Origin of the sequence: Desemzia sp. FAM 23990, assembly GCF_045528485.1 — a bacterium.
GTDB lineage: Bacteria > Bacillota > Bacilli > Lactobacillales > Carnobacteriaceae > Desemzia.
Map to the genome: position 1 here is coordinate 1 of NZ_JBGQQW010000021.1, position 18,708 is coordinate 18,708.

Consider the following 18,708-nt stretch of genomic DNA (forward strand, 5'->3'; position numbering starts at 1 on the left):
GGTAAGATGTGTGTATGGATTCATAGCTTTCTCCTTCTAATAGTTGGTTGGTACATCTATTTTATAGGAAAACTATGGATCTTTTTTTATTTTATTATTGTTGTTGCACTTAAATTGTAAATTCGTCACCTAATAAAAAAACCTTGGACTAATCAATTAGTCCAAGGTTTTTTAGGTTCCGAAGTAAAGAGTAAAGTAACTAAAAACGTATAAAACTATTGAAATTGACGTTAGTATGTACATAGCTTTTTCGAATGTTGCTAATATATTTATATTTTCTACTAAAGTACTCACTATTATAATAAAAGACCTGGAGATTCTAACGAAATAGCTATAAAGGTATTTCGTATAAAACTATAAGGTTAACTTTTTCCATTTACGAATTTTAGTTCTAAAATTCGTAAATGGTGCAACTGTATTTATATGAATCCATTTCCACAATGGCCACTTTGCCTTTGTAGTAGCCCATTTTCGTTGTTCAGGTTCGAATAATTCCTTATCAGATAATGAATTTATCCATTCACACAGCTCCATAACGGATTTAGTTAATAAAACTTCCTGTTCTTTCAAAGAAAAAGATCCATATTGATCGTAAAATGATTCATACAATCCACCTAAATTATTCCACTTGTAGCCTTCAGCAGGTGTTTTCACATTTTTACCTTGCTTTTCGTTTTTTTCCCACTGTAGTAAAAGATTAATCCAGCCAAGTTGATAAGAAAGATTCTCTGAAGGAGTTTTATCCACTTCCTCAATCCTTTTTTCCTTTAAGTTTTCTGGTATAGATACAAACTCTGAAATGTATTTTTGATATTTTTCTTGAATGGTCTCCACTAGCTCTTTTTTGCTATTGTAGTCTTTCATAAAATACCTCCTAAAATATTCGATTTATCTAAGTATATTTTGAGACAAAAAATAGAACTAAGCAACATTTATATTGCAACGCATAGCAGATTAAAAAAACCTAATTTAATAGTTTCTAATTAACATAAATTCCAATTAAGCCAAGTAATCCGGTATCCTTATAGTGGAGGGGTTTTCGATTGCTCATTTGTGAAAAATATAAAGTTTTTTTGAAATTTAACTGAATATACTTTTTTTCTATTAAGGTTTGTTCTAGTTCTAATATTTTTTTGTCATGATTTTCTAGTCTCTCAATGGCCACTTCTAAATTTTCTGATAATTTCAAGTTACTTTCAAAGATATCCTCTACTGTTTCAAGTTGACAATGATTAGTGTGGTAATGTCATAATGTCAGTTTCATGTGACTATCAGAATCAGGTTTCAACAAATAATACTCGTTCAAATCCCTGTATTCGTTGTGTCTAATCACGTCTTATAACTTAATTCCCGCTAATTTGAACCCTATTTTTATAGCTACTTTGTTACTGCCTATATTCTCAACATCAGCAAAAATACTTAATTTATTTAATTCAAGCACTTCAAAAGAATACGTACATAACCTTTTGACTGCTTTAGAAACTATATTTTGACCAGAATAACTTGAATGAATCCAGTATCCAATTTCAGCCTTTCCAGTGGTGGAATCTATGTTATGTAAGTCGATACACCCAATTATTTTATTATCTGCAACTATGAAAGATAATTTATACGTTCCATTTGCTGCACCAGTGATTTTCATTTTGAAATAATTAATTTGACTTCTCAAATCAACAGAACTGTCTACAAAACTTAACATACAATGCTTTTAAAAAATATGTGGTAAGAAAACGAGAGACTAACTGGAATATTATGTGTATACTACTAATTCCATTTCTTCTCATGAAGTATCCATTTTCCTCCCTTAGAGCTTCTTATCAAATTTCTATTTCTTTATCAAGAATATTAATTTGATTATTTATATTATCAAGCTGATTATTAATATCATTAAAATTTCGTTCAGTTTTGTTCTCTTCAAAATTACTATAAATACTTTAATTTAATTCATCAACATCTTTCTTAATACTGGATCGATACTAGTCTAAATCTTACTTTCGCCTAATTATCTCCAACATGTTGTTTTCAAGATTCTGTATATTAGTACTAAAGTGTTTTGAATCGTGAATTACTTGAATTACTTTCTCGTATTTAAAAACTAACGTAATTTTAAATAAACACTTGCTTTCTATTAGTCACTTTGCTAACAGAGGTGTTGATGTTTTGGTGTTGAGCATAGTTGTACCCTAGACTGCCATATAAAAATAAAATATATGACTAGCTAGAGTACAACATGCGTTTTAAATATTTATGTGTTTTACATTCTAACGTCGGCGAGACGATTGGAGCCACTATCACATCTGTATGCGTTGGTGTTATTGAGACACACCTAAAACCCTCTTAAAACCCTCCCAAAGAGCATTGTTTTAGGCTACCAGGCTTTTGGCCTAGGATTACCACCCCCGCCGTTAAATCGGTCGCGGACACCATTCAGGGAAAGAGTGCATACAGTAATCTCTTTTGATCCCCTATCGCTAGTTATTGAAGTGGCTAGCGCCTAACCTGTCCCCTTGGTCCCAGTTTTTCATGGCTGCAGCTTGTCCCCTACAGTTTTAAAAAAGACCTATTATTGCCAACTCAAAAAGAGGCTGGTATAATAGACACATATAACCGGATAAGTTTTGTGTGTCTCGTAGATTGGCGTCTACGGGGCTTTTTTTGTATTCAATTATTTTCATGTACTAAAGATATCGATTAAACAAAGGTTTGTAAACGGTTTTTAGCTAAAAAAAAATGTTGTGTTAAAGTGTTAAAATGTTAAATACCATTTTAACACTTTAACATTTTAACACTTTAACACTTTAACATTTTAACATTTTAACACTTCGGGGTAGTTACTTATATTCGTTGCTATAAAAACCTTTTGGAGTTATTAAAATAACACTTTAACATTTTACCATTTGTACATTCTAACATTTGAACATTCTAACACTTTAACATTTAAACATTTTACCATTGTAACACTTTAACACTTCGGGGGAGTTTAATTCAATTACAAAGACAGCCTCAGTGTTTTATAACATTTAGGTGGAGTTTCGGTATACTTTTTTTATGAGTTCAGGTATGATAGTGGTAAATAACATTTAGGGGGAGTTAGTATATGACAGCAACTGTAATGAGTTTTGCAAACTTCAAAGGCGGAGTAGGGAAGACTTCCACGACAGCACTAGTAGGATACAATCTAGCTAAATCGGGACACAAAGTACTTATTATTGATTTTGACGCTCAAGCAAACTTAACATCCTTACTTTTGAAAACAAAATCAGCGGATAGTGATATTATCACCATTGATAAGTCATTAATGGGAGCCATTAATGATCAACTTCCTTTAAAGGAAGTAACAATAGAAATTAAAGAAAATCTTACTTTAATTCCAAATGCGGTTGATTTTTCTATGTATGCTAGGTACCTGGAAAGAAATTTTGACAACGAATTAGATCGCGTCTCGTTTTTCAAAAAGCTCATTGAACCTTTAAAATCGGATTACGACTTCATCTTTATAGATGTGCCACCTACACTGAGTTTATTAAATGATACTGCTTTCTATGCTTGTGACCAAATTATAGTTGTTCTACAAACACAAGAGCGATCTTTATCTGGTGCAGAGGTGTTTATAACTTACTTACAAGAGACTCTGATTAATGAATTTCATTCTTCCGTAGACATATTAGGCATTTTACCGGTATTAAGTAAGAAGGGTGCACGTGTAGATAAAGAAATTCTCAAAGCAGCATTGGAAAGCTTTGGACCTGATAATGTTTTTGAAAATAAAATATCCATTATGGAACGAATTAAGCGAATGGACATGGAAGGCGTTACAGATAATCCCAAAGACATTCATGATCGGAGAGTTCACGAGATATTTACCAACGTATCTACCGAAATTTTGAGTCGTTTAGAGAAAGTAGGCGTGTAGAATGGCGTTATTAAATCATGATCAAATAAAAAATAAAAACAAAAAAACACTGACCCGTGGACCAAAGATTGAGATAAACAACCAAGTGAGCCGTGTTGATATTGATAAAAACAATTCTAGTAAACAACCATCCTCAAAAGAAAAAGCGATTGTATCCAGTTTTATAACGGAACCAGTGAATATTCGCGTCGACAATCATATCCGCAATAAAATAGCGGCTCTGATTACAATGGGACATTCAGATAGTCAAAAAGAAATGGTAGAGACTTTTGTCAATTTATACGTTGAAAATTTAAACGATAGCGATGCAAAACGTTTTGAGGATTTAGTTCAAATCTACGAAGATAAAGACGTCAAGAGACACCAAAAAAAAGCTAATAAAAACTAACATTCTAGCAGTAATACAAGGATTAGATACCATAACGTTTCAAAAATCAACTCTCATGTGACTGAACGACAAAGGGGGATAAAAATATGGTTCTATTAACCTCAGACAAAAGATTTGGTTTAGCTCCTATTATCGACGATCAAGCTAAAATTTTGATTCTAGGATTCATGCCTGGAACAGAATCTCTCAAAAGAGGGCAATACTATGCTAATAAAAGGAATCAATTGTGGAAAATAATGGAGGAAATCCTCAAACTACAACTACCTGAAGAATATCCACAACGAATTAATGTTCTGAAAGAACATCATATTGCTTTATGGGACGTGATCCATCGCTGTAAAAGAGTAGGGAGTTTAGTTTTTGCTATCACAGAAGATGTGTTAAATGACTTTATGTCTTTTTTTAAGCAACATTCATCCTTAAAAATTGTCGGATTTAATGGGAACAAAGCCTATCAAATATTTAAAACAAAAATCGGTTTCCAGCATTTTACAGAGATTCAGTTTATTAAGTTACCTTCTACTAGCCCAGTTCCAGGTAAAAATGTAAAATCGTTTGAAGAAAAAGTTGTACAGTGGAGCAAGGTAGTAAATAGCTTATAAACATTAAGGAATTGATTTGAAAATCAGAGCCTACTAAAGAGAGCATAAACATTTCTGGTAATGTTATGTACCATTTTAACATTATACCACTTTAACACTTCGGGGGAGTTGTTGTTCAAGTTATCCTAAGTGTGCTCATAAATTAGTGTTAACGAGGGGAGAAGGCGATCATATGAGGAACGCTTTAAAAAAATTCACGCAGGAATATCTCGATGATATTCTTGTTCGTTTGGCTCATCATTCAGCAGGGATAGAAGGAAACACGATTTCTTTACCGGCTACGGTTTCTATTATTGTTAATGGAACTTTACCGAATAGTTCGGGGGCAACAGTTAGAGAATTTTATGAGATTGAAAATCACAAGCAAGCTTTTGAAAGAATGACCAGCCATTTAATTAATGAAGAACTACTCTCTGTAACGATCATTAAAGAGATTCATGCTGATTTAACGGATCGCTTGCAGTATGATAAAGGACAGTTTAAAAAGAGTGAAAACATTATTATAGGTGCCGAGTTCCAAACGGCTTCTCCAGCTGAAACGCCTTTGCTTGTAGCACAGCTAGTGGATAACCTGCAGTATCGGTTAGATAACGCTAAAACGAGCGATGACAAACTGTTAGCGATTTTGGATACCCATATCCAATTCGAACGAATCCATCCATTCTCAGACGGAAATGGCCGAACTGGGCGGATGATAATGATGTATTCGTTGTTGCAAGAAGGATTCCCACCACTTATTATTGAAAAAGAAACCAAAGCTCAGTATGTCGAATTTTTGGCCAATCAAGATGTAGATGGCTTCTTTCAATTCGCAAAAGAAAGACTGAATAAAGAGCAGAAACGAATGCAAGCATTTCAAAATATGGATGAGGAACAAATTAAGTACGATTAAGATTTACGTAAAAGTATAATCATATGCTTTTACGTAGGTTAATTAAATAGTTAAAAAAATTGAAACAATAGTTTAATCTACTAAATTTTGTAAAATGAGAATGCGAAACCTAGAAATAAAATTATGAATCAAGATAATACAGAAGGAGGAATAAGTTTGGGATTTCAGGCGACAGTATTGAAAATATTTATTGCTTCTCCAAATGATACTTCAGATGAGAGAAATCAAGTGGAAGACATTATTTATGAATGGAATGACTTGAATTCAGAAAGGGAAAAGATAATTCTGCTACCTATCAGATGGGAAAAATCTATTAGCTCTGAATATAGTTTAACGGAAGATGGACAAGAGTTGATAAATAAAAGGATTTTATTAGATAGTGATATTCTAATAATGATTTTAAAATCTAAATTAGGTTCCCCCACCAGTCGAGCTGAATCCGGTACTTTAGAAGAGTTAGATGTATTCAGCAAAGAAAACGCGGATCGAATTGGAATATTTTTTTGTGATACTTCTGCACCGACTAATTCTCAAGATGTTAAAGAGTATCAAAAAGTCGTTTATTTTCGCGAAAAATTACAAAAAGAAACTCGAGGAATATATAATATTTATGGTTCTAAAAGTGTGGAAAATTTTCTTACGCGGCAAGTTGCTAAATTCACAACTAGATTAGAAATACAATACGAAACTCAAAAGTCTGAAAACGTCGAGAAGGATAATTCTCCTATTATACTTGAGAATATTGAAAGAGGTACATTGCAGCCTGACGAGCTTCTACTTCTGAAATTCATGTACACGGAAGGATATAATAAAATAAATACTAGCACTTCCTTTAGATACGAAGTCTATTCCTCCTTCCTAAAGCAGAATGGATATAATGACAAGTATGTAGGTTTATTAGAGAATACTTGTGATAAACTTTTTGAGCGAAACATTTTAGAGTTTTTAGAACTAAAAGAATCTGTTAACCCCTACAATTATGAAGTAGAAGAAATCTTCAATTATAAATTAAATATAAAAACTTATGATGGACTAGGTAAAATCTTAGAAGATCATAAAACATACGTAACTGAAAGGCTACATATGTGCGAAGTATATGAGAGTGATTTACCTTTCTGATTTACAAATTAAAAACCTTAAAAACATGTGCATTTATTTAAAAAATTTTACTAGTAACAAATAAAATATAATCTGGCTAAAGTATACTTAAATACATTTGCTTAGGTACATTTGAATTAGAGAATAACTTACATATGATAAATATATTCATTATCTCTATTCATATAAACATTTAACAATCTTGGTATAAATACTGCTACTTTCTGACATTTTAGATATGAAAGACTAGTAAAGTAAGAAATGTAAAGATATAATGAGTATTGAGTAAGGAAACTGAATTTAGGATGGTGTAACTGCTATCTATTTATCACGTTATAATCCAACCCCTGCATCAGCGTGTTACTGTGATTACTAGTTTACGCTGATCGTATATATGCGTCAAAGGATAGGAAGAGTGCCTTACTCTTTTTTTTGGAGGAAATTATATGAATAGTTTAAATTTGTTAAAAGATTTTGAAGATGTTGCGATTATGTTAGGTGTAACTAAAGAACAATTGAAAAACATAATTGTTTACAATAAAAGAAATCAGTACACTGAATTTGAAATTTTTAAAAAAATGGGTCTAAAAGAAAGATCAATAAACCTAAAAATTCTTTAATGGAAATACAAAGAAAACTAAAAGATATACTCTACGATAATTTTTCTCCACATACAAATGCACATGGTTTTGTCTCAGGGAAAGATATAGTTACGAATGCAGAAATTCACGTTGGAAAAAAATATATTCTAAACTTAGATTTAGAAAATTTCTTTGAAAGTATTTCTTATGGACGTGTCAGTAATATGTTTCTTCGTTATTTTAAATTAAATTCAAAAGTAGCATATACATTAGCTAATATCTGTTGTCATCCTGATGGTTTTTTACCTCAAGGAGCACCAACTTCTCCAATTATTTCTAATATTATAGCGAAGACAATGGATAAAGAACTAACAAATATGGCAAGAAGGATGAGAAGTGTTCGATATTCTAGGTATGCGGATGATATAACTTTTTCCTCGAATCTTCCACTTCCCAGTCAAATTATGGAAATTAAAAATGAGGCTCCTGCGTTATCAACTAACTTAATAAAAATAATAACAGATAACGGTTTTATTATTAATAACCAAAAAGTTAGATTTCAAAGAAATAAAGAACACCAAGAAGTTACAGGTATAACAGTAAATCAAAAACTAAATGTTAAAAGAACATACATACGTCGGATTAGAGCTATATTACATTCTGTTGAACAAAATATAAGCAATTTGGATATACCCATTAAAAAATTTGAAGACGAATATCCATTCAGAAATAAAAATTATTCTGATGAAATAGATTTGTTTAAGGTTTTAAAAGGTATGATAACTCACGTAGGGCATGTAAAGGGAACCAATGATTCAGTCTTTATAAAATTAGCAACTAGGTTTAATGACTTAGTGGAGACTATTTCAATTACTAATGTCACAGCTATTAAAATATTAGTGCCTAATCAATTTTACCAAGATAACGTTTTTATTATTGAGAGCGAAAGTGATTTTACATATTATGATAAAGAAGAAGACGACATGATTTCAATTGGCTATGGACAAGGTACTGGTTTTCACTTAAAAGGAGTCGGTTTAATAACTAATTACCATGTATTAGAGTACGTCATAAACGCTATTGATTCAGGAAATAAAATTGCTGCCCCACCATATAATATTAGATATTTTAAAGGCAATGACTATAAGGTTTCGTACTTTGCAAAAATAATTTACTATGATATAAAAAAAGATATTGTTATCTTAGAACCTGAAAGTTTTGATATGGAGAATAAAGGTCTACTTGCTTCAGTTAGTCCTTTAAAGACTGGTGATTTTGTTCGTTTATTAGGATTCCCTCAATATTCTTATAATGATGAGTTAAAAGTTACCGATGGAAAAATAGATAGAATAGTTTATGAGAATAGTAATTTAAGATATGAAATATCTCAAACTATTTTTCAGGGAAATAGTGGTGGTCCTGTTGTAAACTTTGAAAATGAAGTAGTAGGAATTGCAGTTAAGGGGACTTCAGTACCCTCTCAAATAATTCCAATTAAAGAAATAAATACACTTATTGTGGAAAATAAAGATTCAATAGTACAAAGTATAGAGTAATTTTTAACAAGAACATAAAAAACGGCCAAATAATATATTCCGAAAATCCTATAATAATAGGATTCTTTTTTTATTGAGCTATACAAAGAATATAGTCTCTTTGAAAGGAGCTATAACGGCCAACCATGATATACTCAGCAAGAAACAACCAGTTTTTCATTCTGTTTCAAGACGCTTTAATAAATCACCATACGCTACATCTGAATCAATAAAGATTAAATTAGCGAAACGTCGCTGAATTTTAAATTACTTTTTTAAGTTATTGCTCTTCAAAGTTACTTATAAACCTAAAATAAAAGACCAGAAATTAATCTGGTCTTTTATTTTAGGTTTATATTTATTCTCCAACCATCCCGTCGTTATCATTATCTCTCCTGTACTGGTATAACCAATGGTTGCTTGTAATTGTTATAGAATAGCCAGCATCTTTTGCTTCTTTAATGGTTACATTCCCATTTCTATTCGTATCTACAGAGGAAACATCTCCTCCAGGAGAAGTGCTTGGTGCAGCAGTTTGTTGTGTTTAAATGAGATTAATTAATTGACTTAATCCATTCCCAAATACAAGTGTTTTTGGGAATGTTTTTTACAAAAAAATAAAAACGACAAAGATCCTTATAAATTCAGGTTTTTCAAGTTTACTAAAATACGTTACAATAATCATTACTAAATACTATTACAAATTAAGAGGATTAATTCTATACATGGATAATTCATAGTTTTTTTGAAATATTTATTTTAAAAATAAATACACATGAAATTATGTAAAATCGTGTATCCAGAAACCTATCCAATAGTGTTATTTTTTATCTTCCTCTAAAATATATGATTTATTCCTATTAAGAATGAAACTGTGTATTATTTTATAACAGAAAGTCCTTTTAGTGAACAATACCGTCTATCAGATGTTTCAAATTTTCATTAACCTGTTTTATAGGAACGGATATGCTACGCAAGAGGTTTGGATATCATAATTATAAAAAGAACAAATATAAATGCAAGCATTTCAGAATATGGAGTATAAGCAGATTCAGTATGATTAATTCTTCTAACACTTCTTTAAAAACTATATAATACTCGCCATATGAGTATGGATTATTTAACAAACAGCACCTCTACATTTGTAGAGGTGCTGTTTGTTATTCTACTACTTTTAAGGTTACATTTGTCGGAGAAGATTCATACAAGAGAGCTTCCATTTGATCGCAGATAGCCATGATTTGGTCAAGCTTTCGTACGATACGCTCTTGTTCAAAAAGTGGTGGGAGGGGAAATTCAAAATTAAGAATGTCGTCGCGAGATATCCCTGGTATCATACTTTTTGCTTTATTTTTTAATTTCGTTAGCTCAGCATCTAAAAAGCACCCTATATATTTTAAACTTATCTCAGATACATTTCTTATAGCCATGACTTGTCTTGCAATATGTGCTTCTTCAATTTCTTGAAAATGCATATCTCCAATAGTACCTTTAACTGTTATTAATAAATCACCACACTTTGATATAACTTTAGGATTCTCTGTCCAGCGACTTACTGTAAGTCTTCCCAAATTGAAGTTACTCGCACCAGTTATATACGGTAGACCTTGTTCTGTTACATTGAAGTCTTTTGTTGCCAAGTCTCTCCCAGATATCAAACTGATGATTTCTCCAAGTCGAACCCATTTCCAGCTCTCTGGAATTTCAAACGGAACATCTTCCGGTTCAATTTCTGGCAATTGTTTCTCTTTCTTAATTTTTCCTAATTTTATTAAATTTTCTTTTTCATTCTTTATCTTTTCGTATAATTCAGACGCTCGTTCGTTATTTTCATTTTGTTTCACCAATTGCCCCATAATAGCATTTTGGAGAGAAGTTTGGCGAATATTTTCAATGATTGCAAGAGATTCTTCTTTTCGTATGCCAATTTGGTCAATGACCGTGAAAATTTCTTCAATTATAGCGACGATTCGTCTCTGTTCGGAGAGTGGCGGAAGAGGAAAATCAATGTTGTTAATTTGTGATTGAGAAACAGAGGGGATTGAAGTTCCTTTTGAGAGCATCCCTAAATCAATAGTTTTAAGAAAATAAAATAGATACTCATGATTAACTCTCATATTCGGAATTAATCCCATGCAATTATTATCCAATAGAGATTTTTGCTGTAGGATTTTTCTGTTATTTAATAACAGTGCAGCTCCAATTTTTGGAAACGCTATTGTATTAGCAGGAAAGACAAAAAAGTTTTTAATCTTAAAATCTTCCTCATCGAGCCAATATTCTGAGTTAACTGCATAATTGCCAGTTACTTTAGACAGATCGCCTACTTTAAAAAGTGGGTATTTCCCTTCATTTTTATTTTGCATATTAAGTGGAAAACCATCCCCGCCCCTTGTTAAACCAATATCTTTAACTTTTACCCATTCCCAATTTTTCGGAATATTGTATAACAGATTACTATTATCTTCCTGAATTTTAGATAAAATTCCAACTTCCGGTGTTCTAAGAATCAACTCTTGAGCAGTACCCTCTTCCAGATGTTGATCCACTAGCTCCCCACGTATGGCCATATTCAAAACACGTTTCTTCATCAATGCGATTGTATCAGCCATTTACTCTCCCCCTTTCAAAACAGCTGAAAGTTCTTCAATGAGACTTTCAATTTCCAATGCCTTTCCTTTGAGGTCGGTCATAAGTTCATCTAACGTAAAGATCTCTTATTCTTTAATATTTAAAGGATTTCGAATATCAATGTTAAAATTTCGTTTTTCAATCTCTTCAATGGTTACGGAGTAAGCATTCTCATCCCGGTTTTCACGGTTCAAGTACCATTTTCGTGCTCCTTCAATATTTTTATTCATAAACGGACGTGTTTTAGTAAATCCGTTTTTCACGCCTTCTGGTAAAAGAATTTCGTAATAATCAATTTTCTCAGTCGTTCCTTTATTTTCAAAGAATAGAATGTTTGTTTTTATACTTGTATAAGGAGCAAACACTCCGGACGGTAAACGTACAATGGTGTGTAAATTAAACTCTTTTAATAGTTTTTTCTTGATGTTAATCTTAGCCCCATCAGTCCCAAACAGAAAACCATCCGGCAAGATAACTCCTGCGCGACCATTCTTTTTCAAGTGGAACATCATCATTGCCATAAATAAATCAGCCGTTTCTTTTGTCTGCATGTCACTTGGAAAATTTGCTTGGATACCAGGACCTTCAACACCACCGTAAGGCGGATTCATAGCAAAAATGTCTACTTTATCCTTATCAGCTACTTCTCTCACGTTATCTGCTAGTGAGTTGCCACGTTTAATACTGGGTTCGTCAATGTCATGCAGAATGAGATTTGTCATAGCCAACATATATGGTAGACCTTTCTTCTCAATACCGACAATGCTTTTATTGATAATTTCACGGTCTTCCGGTGTTTCTTCTTGTAGGCGTAAATGCTCTAATGCACTTGTTAAGAATCCACCGGTTCCTGCAGCATAGTCTGCTACGACTTCGCCTATTTTTGGATTCAACATATCAATAATAAAGTCAGTTAATACACGACTTGTATAGTACTCACCTGAACTTCCAGCACTTTGCAAACTCTTTAGGAATGTTTCATAGACATCATTAAACGCATGGCGTTCTTGGTAATCATTGAAGTCAACTTCGTTTAGAACATTTATCACTTGGCGCAACAAAACTCCCTCACGCATGTAATTATAAGCATCTTCAAATACAGTCTTAACAATTGCTGCACGTTGTGGCGTGTATTCATCTACTTCTAAATCCTTTAAAGTTGGGAATAGTTGATTATTTACAAAATCCAACAAGGACGTACCTGTTAGTGCTTTCCCATCTTTGTTATCTGGTGCCCATGATCGCCATTTGAGCACATCTGGAATAATGGATTCATAATTTTCATCCATAAATTCCCATTCTTCTTCTTTGGCATCATAGACTTTTAAGAATAATAACCAAACTAATTGAGAGACACGTTGAGCATCTCCATCCACACCCGCATCTTGTCGCATAATATCCTGGATTCGTTTTACTAAATTTTCTATTGTCATGTTACTACTCCTTTAACTCTTGCTATATTTTTTAAAGACTACCATACTTTATAAGTAGTACCCGAACAATTAAGAAACGGAATAACTCTATTAAAGCTATTCCAAATTTTTTAAGCATAAAGAGAATCTTCTAATTCTCGCATTGTTTTAATAAAAGAGTCTTTGCCACCAAAAGATTGCGCTATACTCATTGGGTTTCCAAACTGATTCAATGGGTCTAATTTTAACACATGAACATCATCAAAATCAGCGTAACCCGTATCCTGGTACTTTTGAATCAACGCATCTATTACTTCTCTGGAGATTCCGGAGTATTGAGCTAACTTTTCAGATTTCTTTACGCGTTGTGCACGTTCCGAACGTGTCATCATCTTTTGACCATAAGCCACGTGAAGAATGAGATCAAAAGCATCATAATTTGAACCAAATTCCTCTTCTAATTCTTCAATTAAAACGCCTTTATCCAAAAGTTCCTGAATAATAACATCTTTTCGTTCTTCTTTGGACCATCTTTTGATGAAGTCGTCCATAGTTGCAAATTCTGATTTGATGGCTTTCTTATTATATTCCCGCATACCTTCCGCGACAATTTTCCCGTCTTTATCATAATAATAGACTGTCTCGTTTAAAACGCGTACAGGCACATGGTTCACATAGTATTTAATCTGACCTTCTCTTTCTCCAGGTGGTGCAGGAGGAACGATTCCAAGTTTTCCTTTTTCACCATTATCTCCCTCTTCACCATCCGTCAAAAGGACTTCATTCTCACCAACTTCACCCTCATTACCCATATCATGGTCGTTGTCAGGCATCTCGCCACCATCAATCACATCAACAATTGATTCTGCAGGTCCATCAAAATTTGGGTCTGCAAATAGATTGGTTGCATTACGGAAATCCATTATAGTGAAATAATACTTTCCAACATCGGTCCGCAAACGAGTACCTCTACCAATTATTTGTTTGAATTCGGTCACAGAACCAATGTTAGCATCCAATACAATAATTTGAACGGTCTTTGCATCTACACCTGTTGTTAAAAGTTTGCTAGTTGTCACAATGGTTGGATAAGGACTGTTTACATCAATGAAATTATCTAATTGAGCTAATCCTTCAATATCATCACCCGTCATTTTCATGATGTATCGCGAATCTTTTTGCATCATATCTTCATTAAGTGTAACAAGCTCTTTACGCATCCGTTCAGCATGTTCAATATCCACACAAAATATGATTGTTTTGGCCATACGATCATTTTTTTTCAAATATTCTGTCAAGCGTTTGGCTACTAGTTTAGTTCGTGCTTCTAAAATCAGATTTCGATCGAAATCTTTCCCATTGTATATGCGGTCTGCAATCTCTAAACCATGAACGTCGGTCTCTCCTTTTTCTGGACGATACCCTTCTAGATCTTTATCCATGGACACACGTACAATTTTATAAGGTGCTAAGAACCCATCATCAATCCCTTGTTTTAAAGAATAGGTATAAAGCGGACCTCCGAAGTAATCAAAGGTATTCACGTTGTCATCCTTTTTAGGCGTTGCTGTCATCCCTAATTGGATTGCTGAACTAAAATAAGTTAATATTTTCCGCCAATTAGATTCTTCACGTGCGCTACCACGATGAGCTTCATCTACAATGATCATGTCAAAAAAGTTTGGAGAGAACTCTTTAAATGCTTCAGTTCCATCTTCACCAGACAATTGTTGATACAACGACATATAAATTTCAAATGAACTATCCATCTTCCGTTTCTCAATCTTTGTCATGACATCTGCCAAAGGACCAAAATCATTAGCCATAGTTTGATCAACTAGAATGTTTCGATCCGCTAGATATAAAATCTTTTTCACCTTACCAGCTTTCCATGCTCGCCAAATAATTTGAAAAGCAGTGTAAGTCTTACCTGTACCGGTTGCCATAACCAGTAACATACGTTTTTCACCTTCTGCTATCGCCTCAATTGTACGGTTAACCGCAATTCGTTGGTAATAGCGTGGAGTTTTGTCTCCCTTTACATAATGATATTTTTCCGTTATAAGAGCCTCTTTAACTGGACTATCCGCAAACCCTTTTCCTACTCTGTACCGTTGCCACAACTCATCTGGCGACGGAAAGTCCTGTAGTCGTAATTCACGTTCTTCTCCAGTAAAGAAATCATATTCTACAAATCCGTCTCCGTTACTTGAATATACAAAAGGAATATCCAACTGGCGGGCATATCCCATTCCTTGTTGCAATCCTGCCGCCACTGTATGTTTGTTATCTTTAGCCTCTACTACGGCTAAAGGGACATTTGATATATGGTTTAAGACATAGTCGGCAAATTTAGGATTTGCACGGGTGACCACTTTTCCTCGTGTAATGATACGGCCGTCGGTAATTCTAAACTCTTCCCGGATTTGCTGCAATTTGTCCCATCCTGAATGGACAATAGCTGGTGTAATGAAATTTGTACGTATTTCTGTTTCATTCATCTCTTTTTTTAGACGACTCACTTATTTTCCTCCTCTCAACATCTCGTTCTCCAACGAATAAAACGATCTCATCAATAATTTAATTATAATGCTATTAATTTATTTAACAACTACATATAGTAGTAACTGCTTGCTTAACTACATTCTTTTAGCGATATCTTTTTTACTATCTTAAATACTAGTAATTTTAAATATATGTACTTAAAATGCTTACCTTATTTAGTAGAAAGGAAATTTTTAAAGAAGTCTAAAGAAAAAATTCGAATACATAATATCATTTGGAGAGTAATATTATAGAACCAAAAAAACATGGATGATGTTCTCAATTAAGATCATCATACATGTTTTTTTATCTGGTTTTACTCTCCGACCATTCCATCATTGTCATTATCTCTCATGTACTGGTATAACCAGTGATCACTTGTAATCGGCATAGAATATCCTGCAGATTTTGCTTCATCGATTGTAACTATCCCATTACCATTGACGTCTACTGTTGATACGTCTCCTCCATTAGGAGTACTTGCTGCCGCAGATTCTGCTCCTGAAGATTCAGTAGATGATGAAGATTTATTGCTTCTTCCCGTTAATCCTTGCTGCTCATTGTATTCGTCGGGGTTAATATTATCAAATTCGTCCACTACTTGGTTCCCATTGACAGTATAAGTATATTTATAACTACTTGGAATTTGAGTAGTTGTATTTGGATAAGTAATAATCGCTTCGAAGTTAGTTGCTCCACCTGCTTGTTGAATTGTTCGTTCCATATAGGCTTGATCCCCATGACGATTCAATACACTGTCTTGTGGAGTAATATTATAGGCATTGGCCACACCGCCTAAAGAATCAGCAATAATGTGTCCTTCATCCAGAATGGAATCTTCTGTTCCTGGAACTTTGGCTTCATCACCGTAATAGCGTCCGTTTGAATTAACAGACTCAGCAGAATCATCTTGTACAACAATTTCATTTGCGACCACCCGAACTAATTGACCGTATTCATTCGTATAGCCCCAATATTCTCTATCGCCAAAGCCAATATCCACGACAACGTTCGCTTGACGATAGCCAGATAAATCCCCTCCGTCCACTTCAATTAGCGTATAACCATCATGAAATACAAATGATTGTTTTTCTTCAGCTAGTTGTGATTCATCACTTGAAATTTCTTCCAAAGAAGCAGATCTTTCTTCTTGCTCTTCACTTTCCTTAAATTATTGACTAGACGATTCTTCTTCTTTTGATTCTGTTTCGATCGATTCAGATTCAATTACCTCTTCCGTTGCTTCTCCTGTTGGGGTACAGGCACTAATTAGTAAGGCACTACTTGCAACCAATAACAACCATGTTCTTTTTATCAATGTTTTCGCTCCTCTTTCAATTTTATGCAAAAATAAGTATCAGTAGATTTATAGTTATACATCTTTTGGACAAACTATTAACTCTACATGAGTATTAACTACACTAATATAACCTTTAATATTCCTAGACTTCAACACACATATAGGTTTGAAATTTTAGAGATAACATTCAGTTCTAATAGAAAATTTTTGGATTTCTACTCTCTTATTAGGAAATTGTTACCTTCTTTAGTTTATAGCGGGTCAGGTTACTTTTCTAATTCCAGACAAATAAATTTGCTATTAAGAGTTAAACCATCATATATATAAAGTCTCTCTCTTTACTTATTCCATATATTTTTCTTTTAGATACTTCACGACATCTGGTATATCTGCTGTTGTAAATATACCAACTAAATCTTCTTTGGATCTAAAACCTTCTTTTCCAGATTTACTTATTAATACATACTGTATTACGTTTTCTACATCAGTAAATGCATCTAATACACGATACAACTCTTTTTCCTGATAGTGTATTACATATGATTCTTTATTCTCCTCATACGCATTTTCACCCTTTATAATGTTTTTCACTTTATTGTCCTCGAATATTATTCCTCCGTCATCTTTTAACTTAGCGATGAAGTTTATTAATCCATTATCTGTTACCATTCCTGAAAACTCATCATTATCAAAAACTGGAAATTGAGAAAAATTATATTCTGAGATTAAACTTAGTATTTCTTCGAGATTATGCTCCGCTGATACGGTTAAGGGACTACCAAACTTTTTGGAATTCAAGTATTTCTTAACAGTAATTGGTTTCAAGAAAAAATTGTAAACCTCTTTTAATATTGTTATCGTATAATCTGAGGGTTCAGCAATATCATAAAATTCATTTGTAGAATCATGTACAATCGTATTGCGAAAATTGTTGATAAGATATAACTGATCTATATAGTTATTTAGAATTGTGTGTTTGTATCTATTCTTTATTGTATACAGGCACTCTTCAAAGGTCATTGGATTATTATTATTCTTTTTCTCTTTACCTCTTTTTGTCTTCATAAAATCTACGTATAGTTCTGTTTGTAAAAATTTATGTAATTCATTGAATAACTTTATGAATTCTACTTGCTTACTTGATTTTTCTGTTTCTTTATTCAAAAGTATCCTCCTAGTAATTTTATTCTTCCTTAAAAAAGCATTTAACTCGTGTGTAGTCACAGACGTGACGTAAAACACTTACTTAGGTTAAAGAGTGACTACTGCACTAGTATTAGATAATCATCGTTATTATTAGTATATACAATGTTAGATCCATCTTCTCTTTATTCGTTTTATTTGTGATTTTAATATTTACTTCTTAATTTGATAGATAATATTTCTTGTTACCCCTGTGTCGTCTGCAATATTCTTTTATGTCTAGTTAAAGTACTTTTGCTAATTCCTGTCATTTTTTCAACTTCCGTGTAAGAATGATCTTTCAGAAGCCTGATCGCCAAACTAATTTGCTGCTGAAAAAACTTTTTCGGACGTCTTTAACGAAAACCTGATCGCTGTTTGGCAATCTCTTTTCCTTCTTGAGTTCGTTCCACGATTAGATCACACTCAAAATCCGCGAAGGTGCTAAAGATAGTTGGATATTTTCTTTCTGAGTCGTAAAATCAGAAGATGTTCTATTTTTTTCTGTTATTTGTGTATCAAAAACAATCGATTATGAGACAAATAAAAAAGTTCCCTCTTCAGGCCGTAAATGGGGGTTTTTTCGTTTCAAAAGTTGTATCTTTATCTATGGATCTTTAACTACCTTTT

17 protein-coding genes are annotated in these 18,708 nt (G+C 33.0%); 7 read left to right on the forward strand and 10 right to left on the reverse strand.

Features of this window, described 5'->3' with window-relative positions; genetic code table 11:
* Nucleotides 1-354: 354 nt before the first annotated feature.
* The 3 genes from ACEN4I_RS09050 to ACEN4I_RS09060 all read right to left on the reverse strand — a co-directional run bounded on the left by ACEN4I_RS09050 (nt 355) and on the right by ACEN4I_RS09060 (nt 1,699).
* Complete coding sequence (locus ACEN4I_RS09050; protein WP_407123642.1) at nt 355-864, reverse strand: ClbS/DfsB family four-helix bundle protein; 510 nt, start codon at nt 862-864, stop codon at nt 355-357.
* 115 nt (nt 865-979) lie between these two features.
* Nucleotides 980-1,189, reverse strand: a complete 210-nt coding sequence (locus ACEN4I_RS09055; protein ID WP_407123640.1) for a hypothetical protein — start codon at nt 1,187-1,189, stop codon at nt 980-982.
* A gap of 147 nt (nt 1,190-1,336) precedes the next feature.
* Nucleotides 1,337-1,699 (reverse strand): GNAT family N-acetyltransferase, encoded by a 363-nt coding sequence (locus ACEN4I_RS09060; protein ID WP_079650659.1) that lies wholly within the window; start codon nt 1,697-1,699, stop codon nt 1,337-1,339.
* A gap of 1,398 nt (nt 1,700-3,097) precedes the next feature.
* On the opposite strand from ACEN4I_RS09060, the gene ACEN4I_RS09065 reads away from it, so the two are divergent.
* The 7 genes from ACEN4I_RS09065 to ACEN4I_RS09095 all read left to right on the forward strand — a co-directional run bounded on the left by ACEN4I_RS09065 (nt 3,098) and on the right by ACEN4I_RS09095 (nt 9,030).
* The gene (locus tag ACEN4I_RS09065; protein WP_407123638.1) at nt 3,098-3,913 is read left to right on the forward strand and encodes a ParA family protein; all 816 of its coding nucleotides are present in this window, start codon (nt 3,098-3,100) and stop codon (nt 3,911-3,913) included.
* Nucleotide 3,914: 1 nt separating this feature from the next.
* Nucleotides 3,915-4,301 carry a DUF5388 domain-containing protein gene (locus tag ACEN4I_RS09070; protein ID WP_131832569.1) on the forward strand — a complete coding sequence of 129 codons (387 nt, stop codon included), beginning with the start codon at nt 3,915-3,917 and terminating at the stop codon, nt 4,299-4,301.
* A gap of 86 nt (nt 4,302-4,387) precedes the next feature.
* Nucleotides 4,388-4,903, forward strand: coding sequence for a DNA-deoxyinosine glycosylase (locus tag ACEN4I_RS09075; RefSeq protein WP_407123636.1), 516 nt, complete (start codon nt 4,388-4,390; stop codon nt 4,901-4,903).
* Nucleotides 4,904-5,075: 172 nt separating this feature from the next.
* Complete coding sequence (locus ACEN4I_RS09080) at nt 5,076-5,795, forward strand: Fic family protein (RefSeq protein ID WP_079650710.1); 720 nt, start codon at nt 5,076-5,078, stop codon at nt 5,793-5,795.
* A gap of 123 nt (nt 5,796-5,918) precedes the next feature.
* Nucleotides 5,919-6,914: a hypothetical protein gene (locus ACEN4I_RS09085; protein ID WP_407123634.1), complete on the forward strand. Its 996-nt coding sequence runs from the start codon at nt 5,919-5,921 to the stop codon at nt 6,912-6,914.
* Between the two features lie 425 nt (nt 6,915-7,339).
* Entirely contained in the window at nt 7,340-7,513 is a 174-nt protein-coding gene (locus ACEN4I_RS09090) for a hypothetical protein (RefSeq protein WP_407123632.1), read from the forward strand.
* Nucleotides 7,513-9,030: a reverse transcriptase domain-containing protein gene (locus ACEN4I_RS09095; protein ID WP_407123630.1), complete on the forward strand. Its 1,518-nt coding sequence runs from the start codon at nt 7,513-7,515 to the stop codon at nt 9,028-9,030. Before ACEN4I_RS09090 ends, ACEN4I_RS09095 begins: the two co-directional genes overlap by 1 nt.
* Nucleotides 9,031-10,169: 1,139 nt before the next feature.
* Here ACEN4I_RS09095 and ACEN4I_RS09100 read toward each other — a convergent pair.
* The 7 genes from ACEN4I_RS09100 to ACEN4I_RS09130 form a co-directional block, all read right to left on the reverse strand.
* Entirely contained in the window at nt 10,170-11,621 is a 1,452-nt protein-coding gene (locus ACEN4I_RS09100) for a restriction endonuclease subunit S (RefSeq protein ID WP_407123629.1), read from the reverse strand.
* Between the two features lie 105 nt (nt 11,622-11,726).
* Nucleotides 11,727-13,073 (reverse strand): N-6 DNA methylase, encoded by a 1,347-nt coding sequence (locus tag ACEN4I_RS09105; RefSeq protein WP_407127722.1) that lies wholly within the window; start codon nt 13,071-13,073, stop codon nt 11,727-11,729.
* A 110-nt stretch (nt 13,074-13,183) separates the two neighbouring features.
* Entirely contained in the window at nt 13,184-15,574 is a 2,391-nt protein-coding gene (gene hsdR, locus ACEN4I_RS09110; protein ID WP_407123626.1) for an EcoAI/FtnUII family type I restriction enzme subunit R, read from the reverse strand.
* A gap of 338 nt (nt 15,575-15,912) precedes the next feature.
* Entirely contained in the window at nt 15,913-16,728 is an 816-nt protein-coding gene (locus ACEN4I_RS09115; protein ID WP_407123624.1) for a DNA/RNA non-specific endonuclease, read from the reverse strand.
* Between the two features lie 39 nt (nt 16,729-16,767).
* Nucleotides 16,768-16,914, reverse strand: a complete 147-nt coding sequence (locus ACEN4I_RS09120; RefSeq protein WP_407123623.1) for a hypothetical protein — start codon at nt 16,912-16,914, stop codon at nt 16,768-16,770.
* 324 nt (nt 16,915-17,238) lie between these two features.
* Nucleotides 17,239-18,060, reverse strand: coding sequence for a CBS domain-containing protein (locus ACEN4I_RS09125; RefSeq protein ID WP_407123621.1), 822 nt, complete (start codon nt 18,058-18,060; stop codon nt 17,239-17,241).
* Between the two features lie 224 nt (nt 18,061-18,284).
* A complete protein-coding gene (locus ACEN4I_RS09130; protein ID WP_407123619.1) occupies nt 18,285-18,398 on the reverse strand; it encodes a hypothetical protein in 114 nt (37 codons plus the stop codon).
* Between the last annotated feature and the right edge of the window lie 310 nt (nt 18,399-18,708).

Bases quoted from the DNA above. Each gene is read 5' to 3' on its own strand.
- ACEN4I_RS09050 (WP_407123642.1), bottom strand. From the start codon at position 864: ATGAAAGACTACAATAGCAAAAAAGAGCTAGTGGAGACCATTCAAGAA.
- ACEN4I_RS09060 (WP_079650659.1), bottom strand. From the start codon at position 1,699: ATGTTAAGTTTTGTAGACAGTTCTGTTGATTTGAGAAGTCAAATTAAT.
- ACEN4I_RS09065 (WP_407123638.1), top strand. From the start codon at position 3,098: ATGACAGCAACTGTAATGAGTTTTGCAAACTTCAAAGGCGGAGTAGGG.
- ACEN4I_RS09070 (WP_131832569.1), top strand. From the start codon at position 3,915: ATGGCGTTATTAAATCATGATCAAATAAAAAATAAAAACAAAAAAACA.
- ACEN4I_RS09075 (WP_407123636.1), top strand. From the start codon at position 4,388: ATGGTTCTATTAACCTCAGACAAAAGATTTGGTTTAGCTCCTATTATC.
- ACEN4I_RS09080 (WP_079650710.1), top strand. From the start codon at position 5,076: ATGAGGAACGCTTTAAAAAAATTCACGCAGGAATATCTCGATGATATT.
- ACEN4I_RS09085 (WP_407123634.1), top strand. From the start codon at position 5,919: ATGAATCAAGATAATACAGAAGGAGGAATAAGTTTGGGATTTCAGGCG.
- ACEN4I_RS09090 (WP_407123632.1), top strand. From the start codon at position 7,340: ATGAATAGTTTAAATTTGTTAAAAGATTTTGAAGATGTTGCGATTATG.
- ACEN4I_RS09095 (WP_407123630.1), top strand. From the start codon at position 7,513: ATGGAAATACAAAGAAAACTAAAAGATATACTCTACGATAATTTTTCT.
- ACEN4I_RS09100 (WP_407123629.1), bottom strand. From the start codon at position 11,621: ATGGCTGATACAATCGCATTGATGAAGAAACGTGTTTTGAATATGGCC.
- ACEN4I_RS09105 (WP_407127722.1), bottom strand. From the start codon at position 13,073: ATGACAATAGAAAATTTAGTAAAACGAATCCAGGATATTATGCGACAA.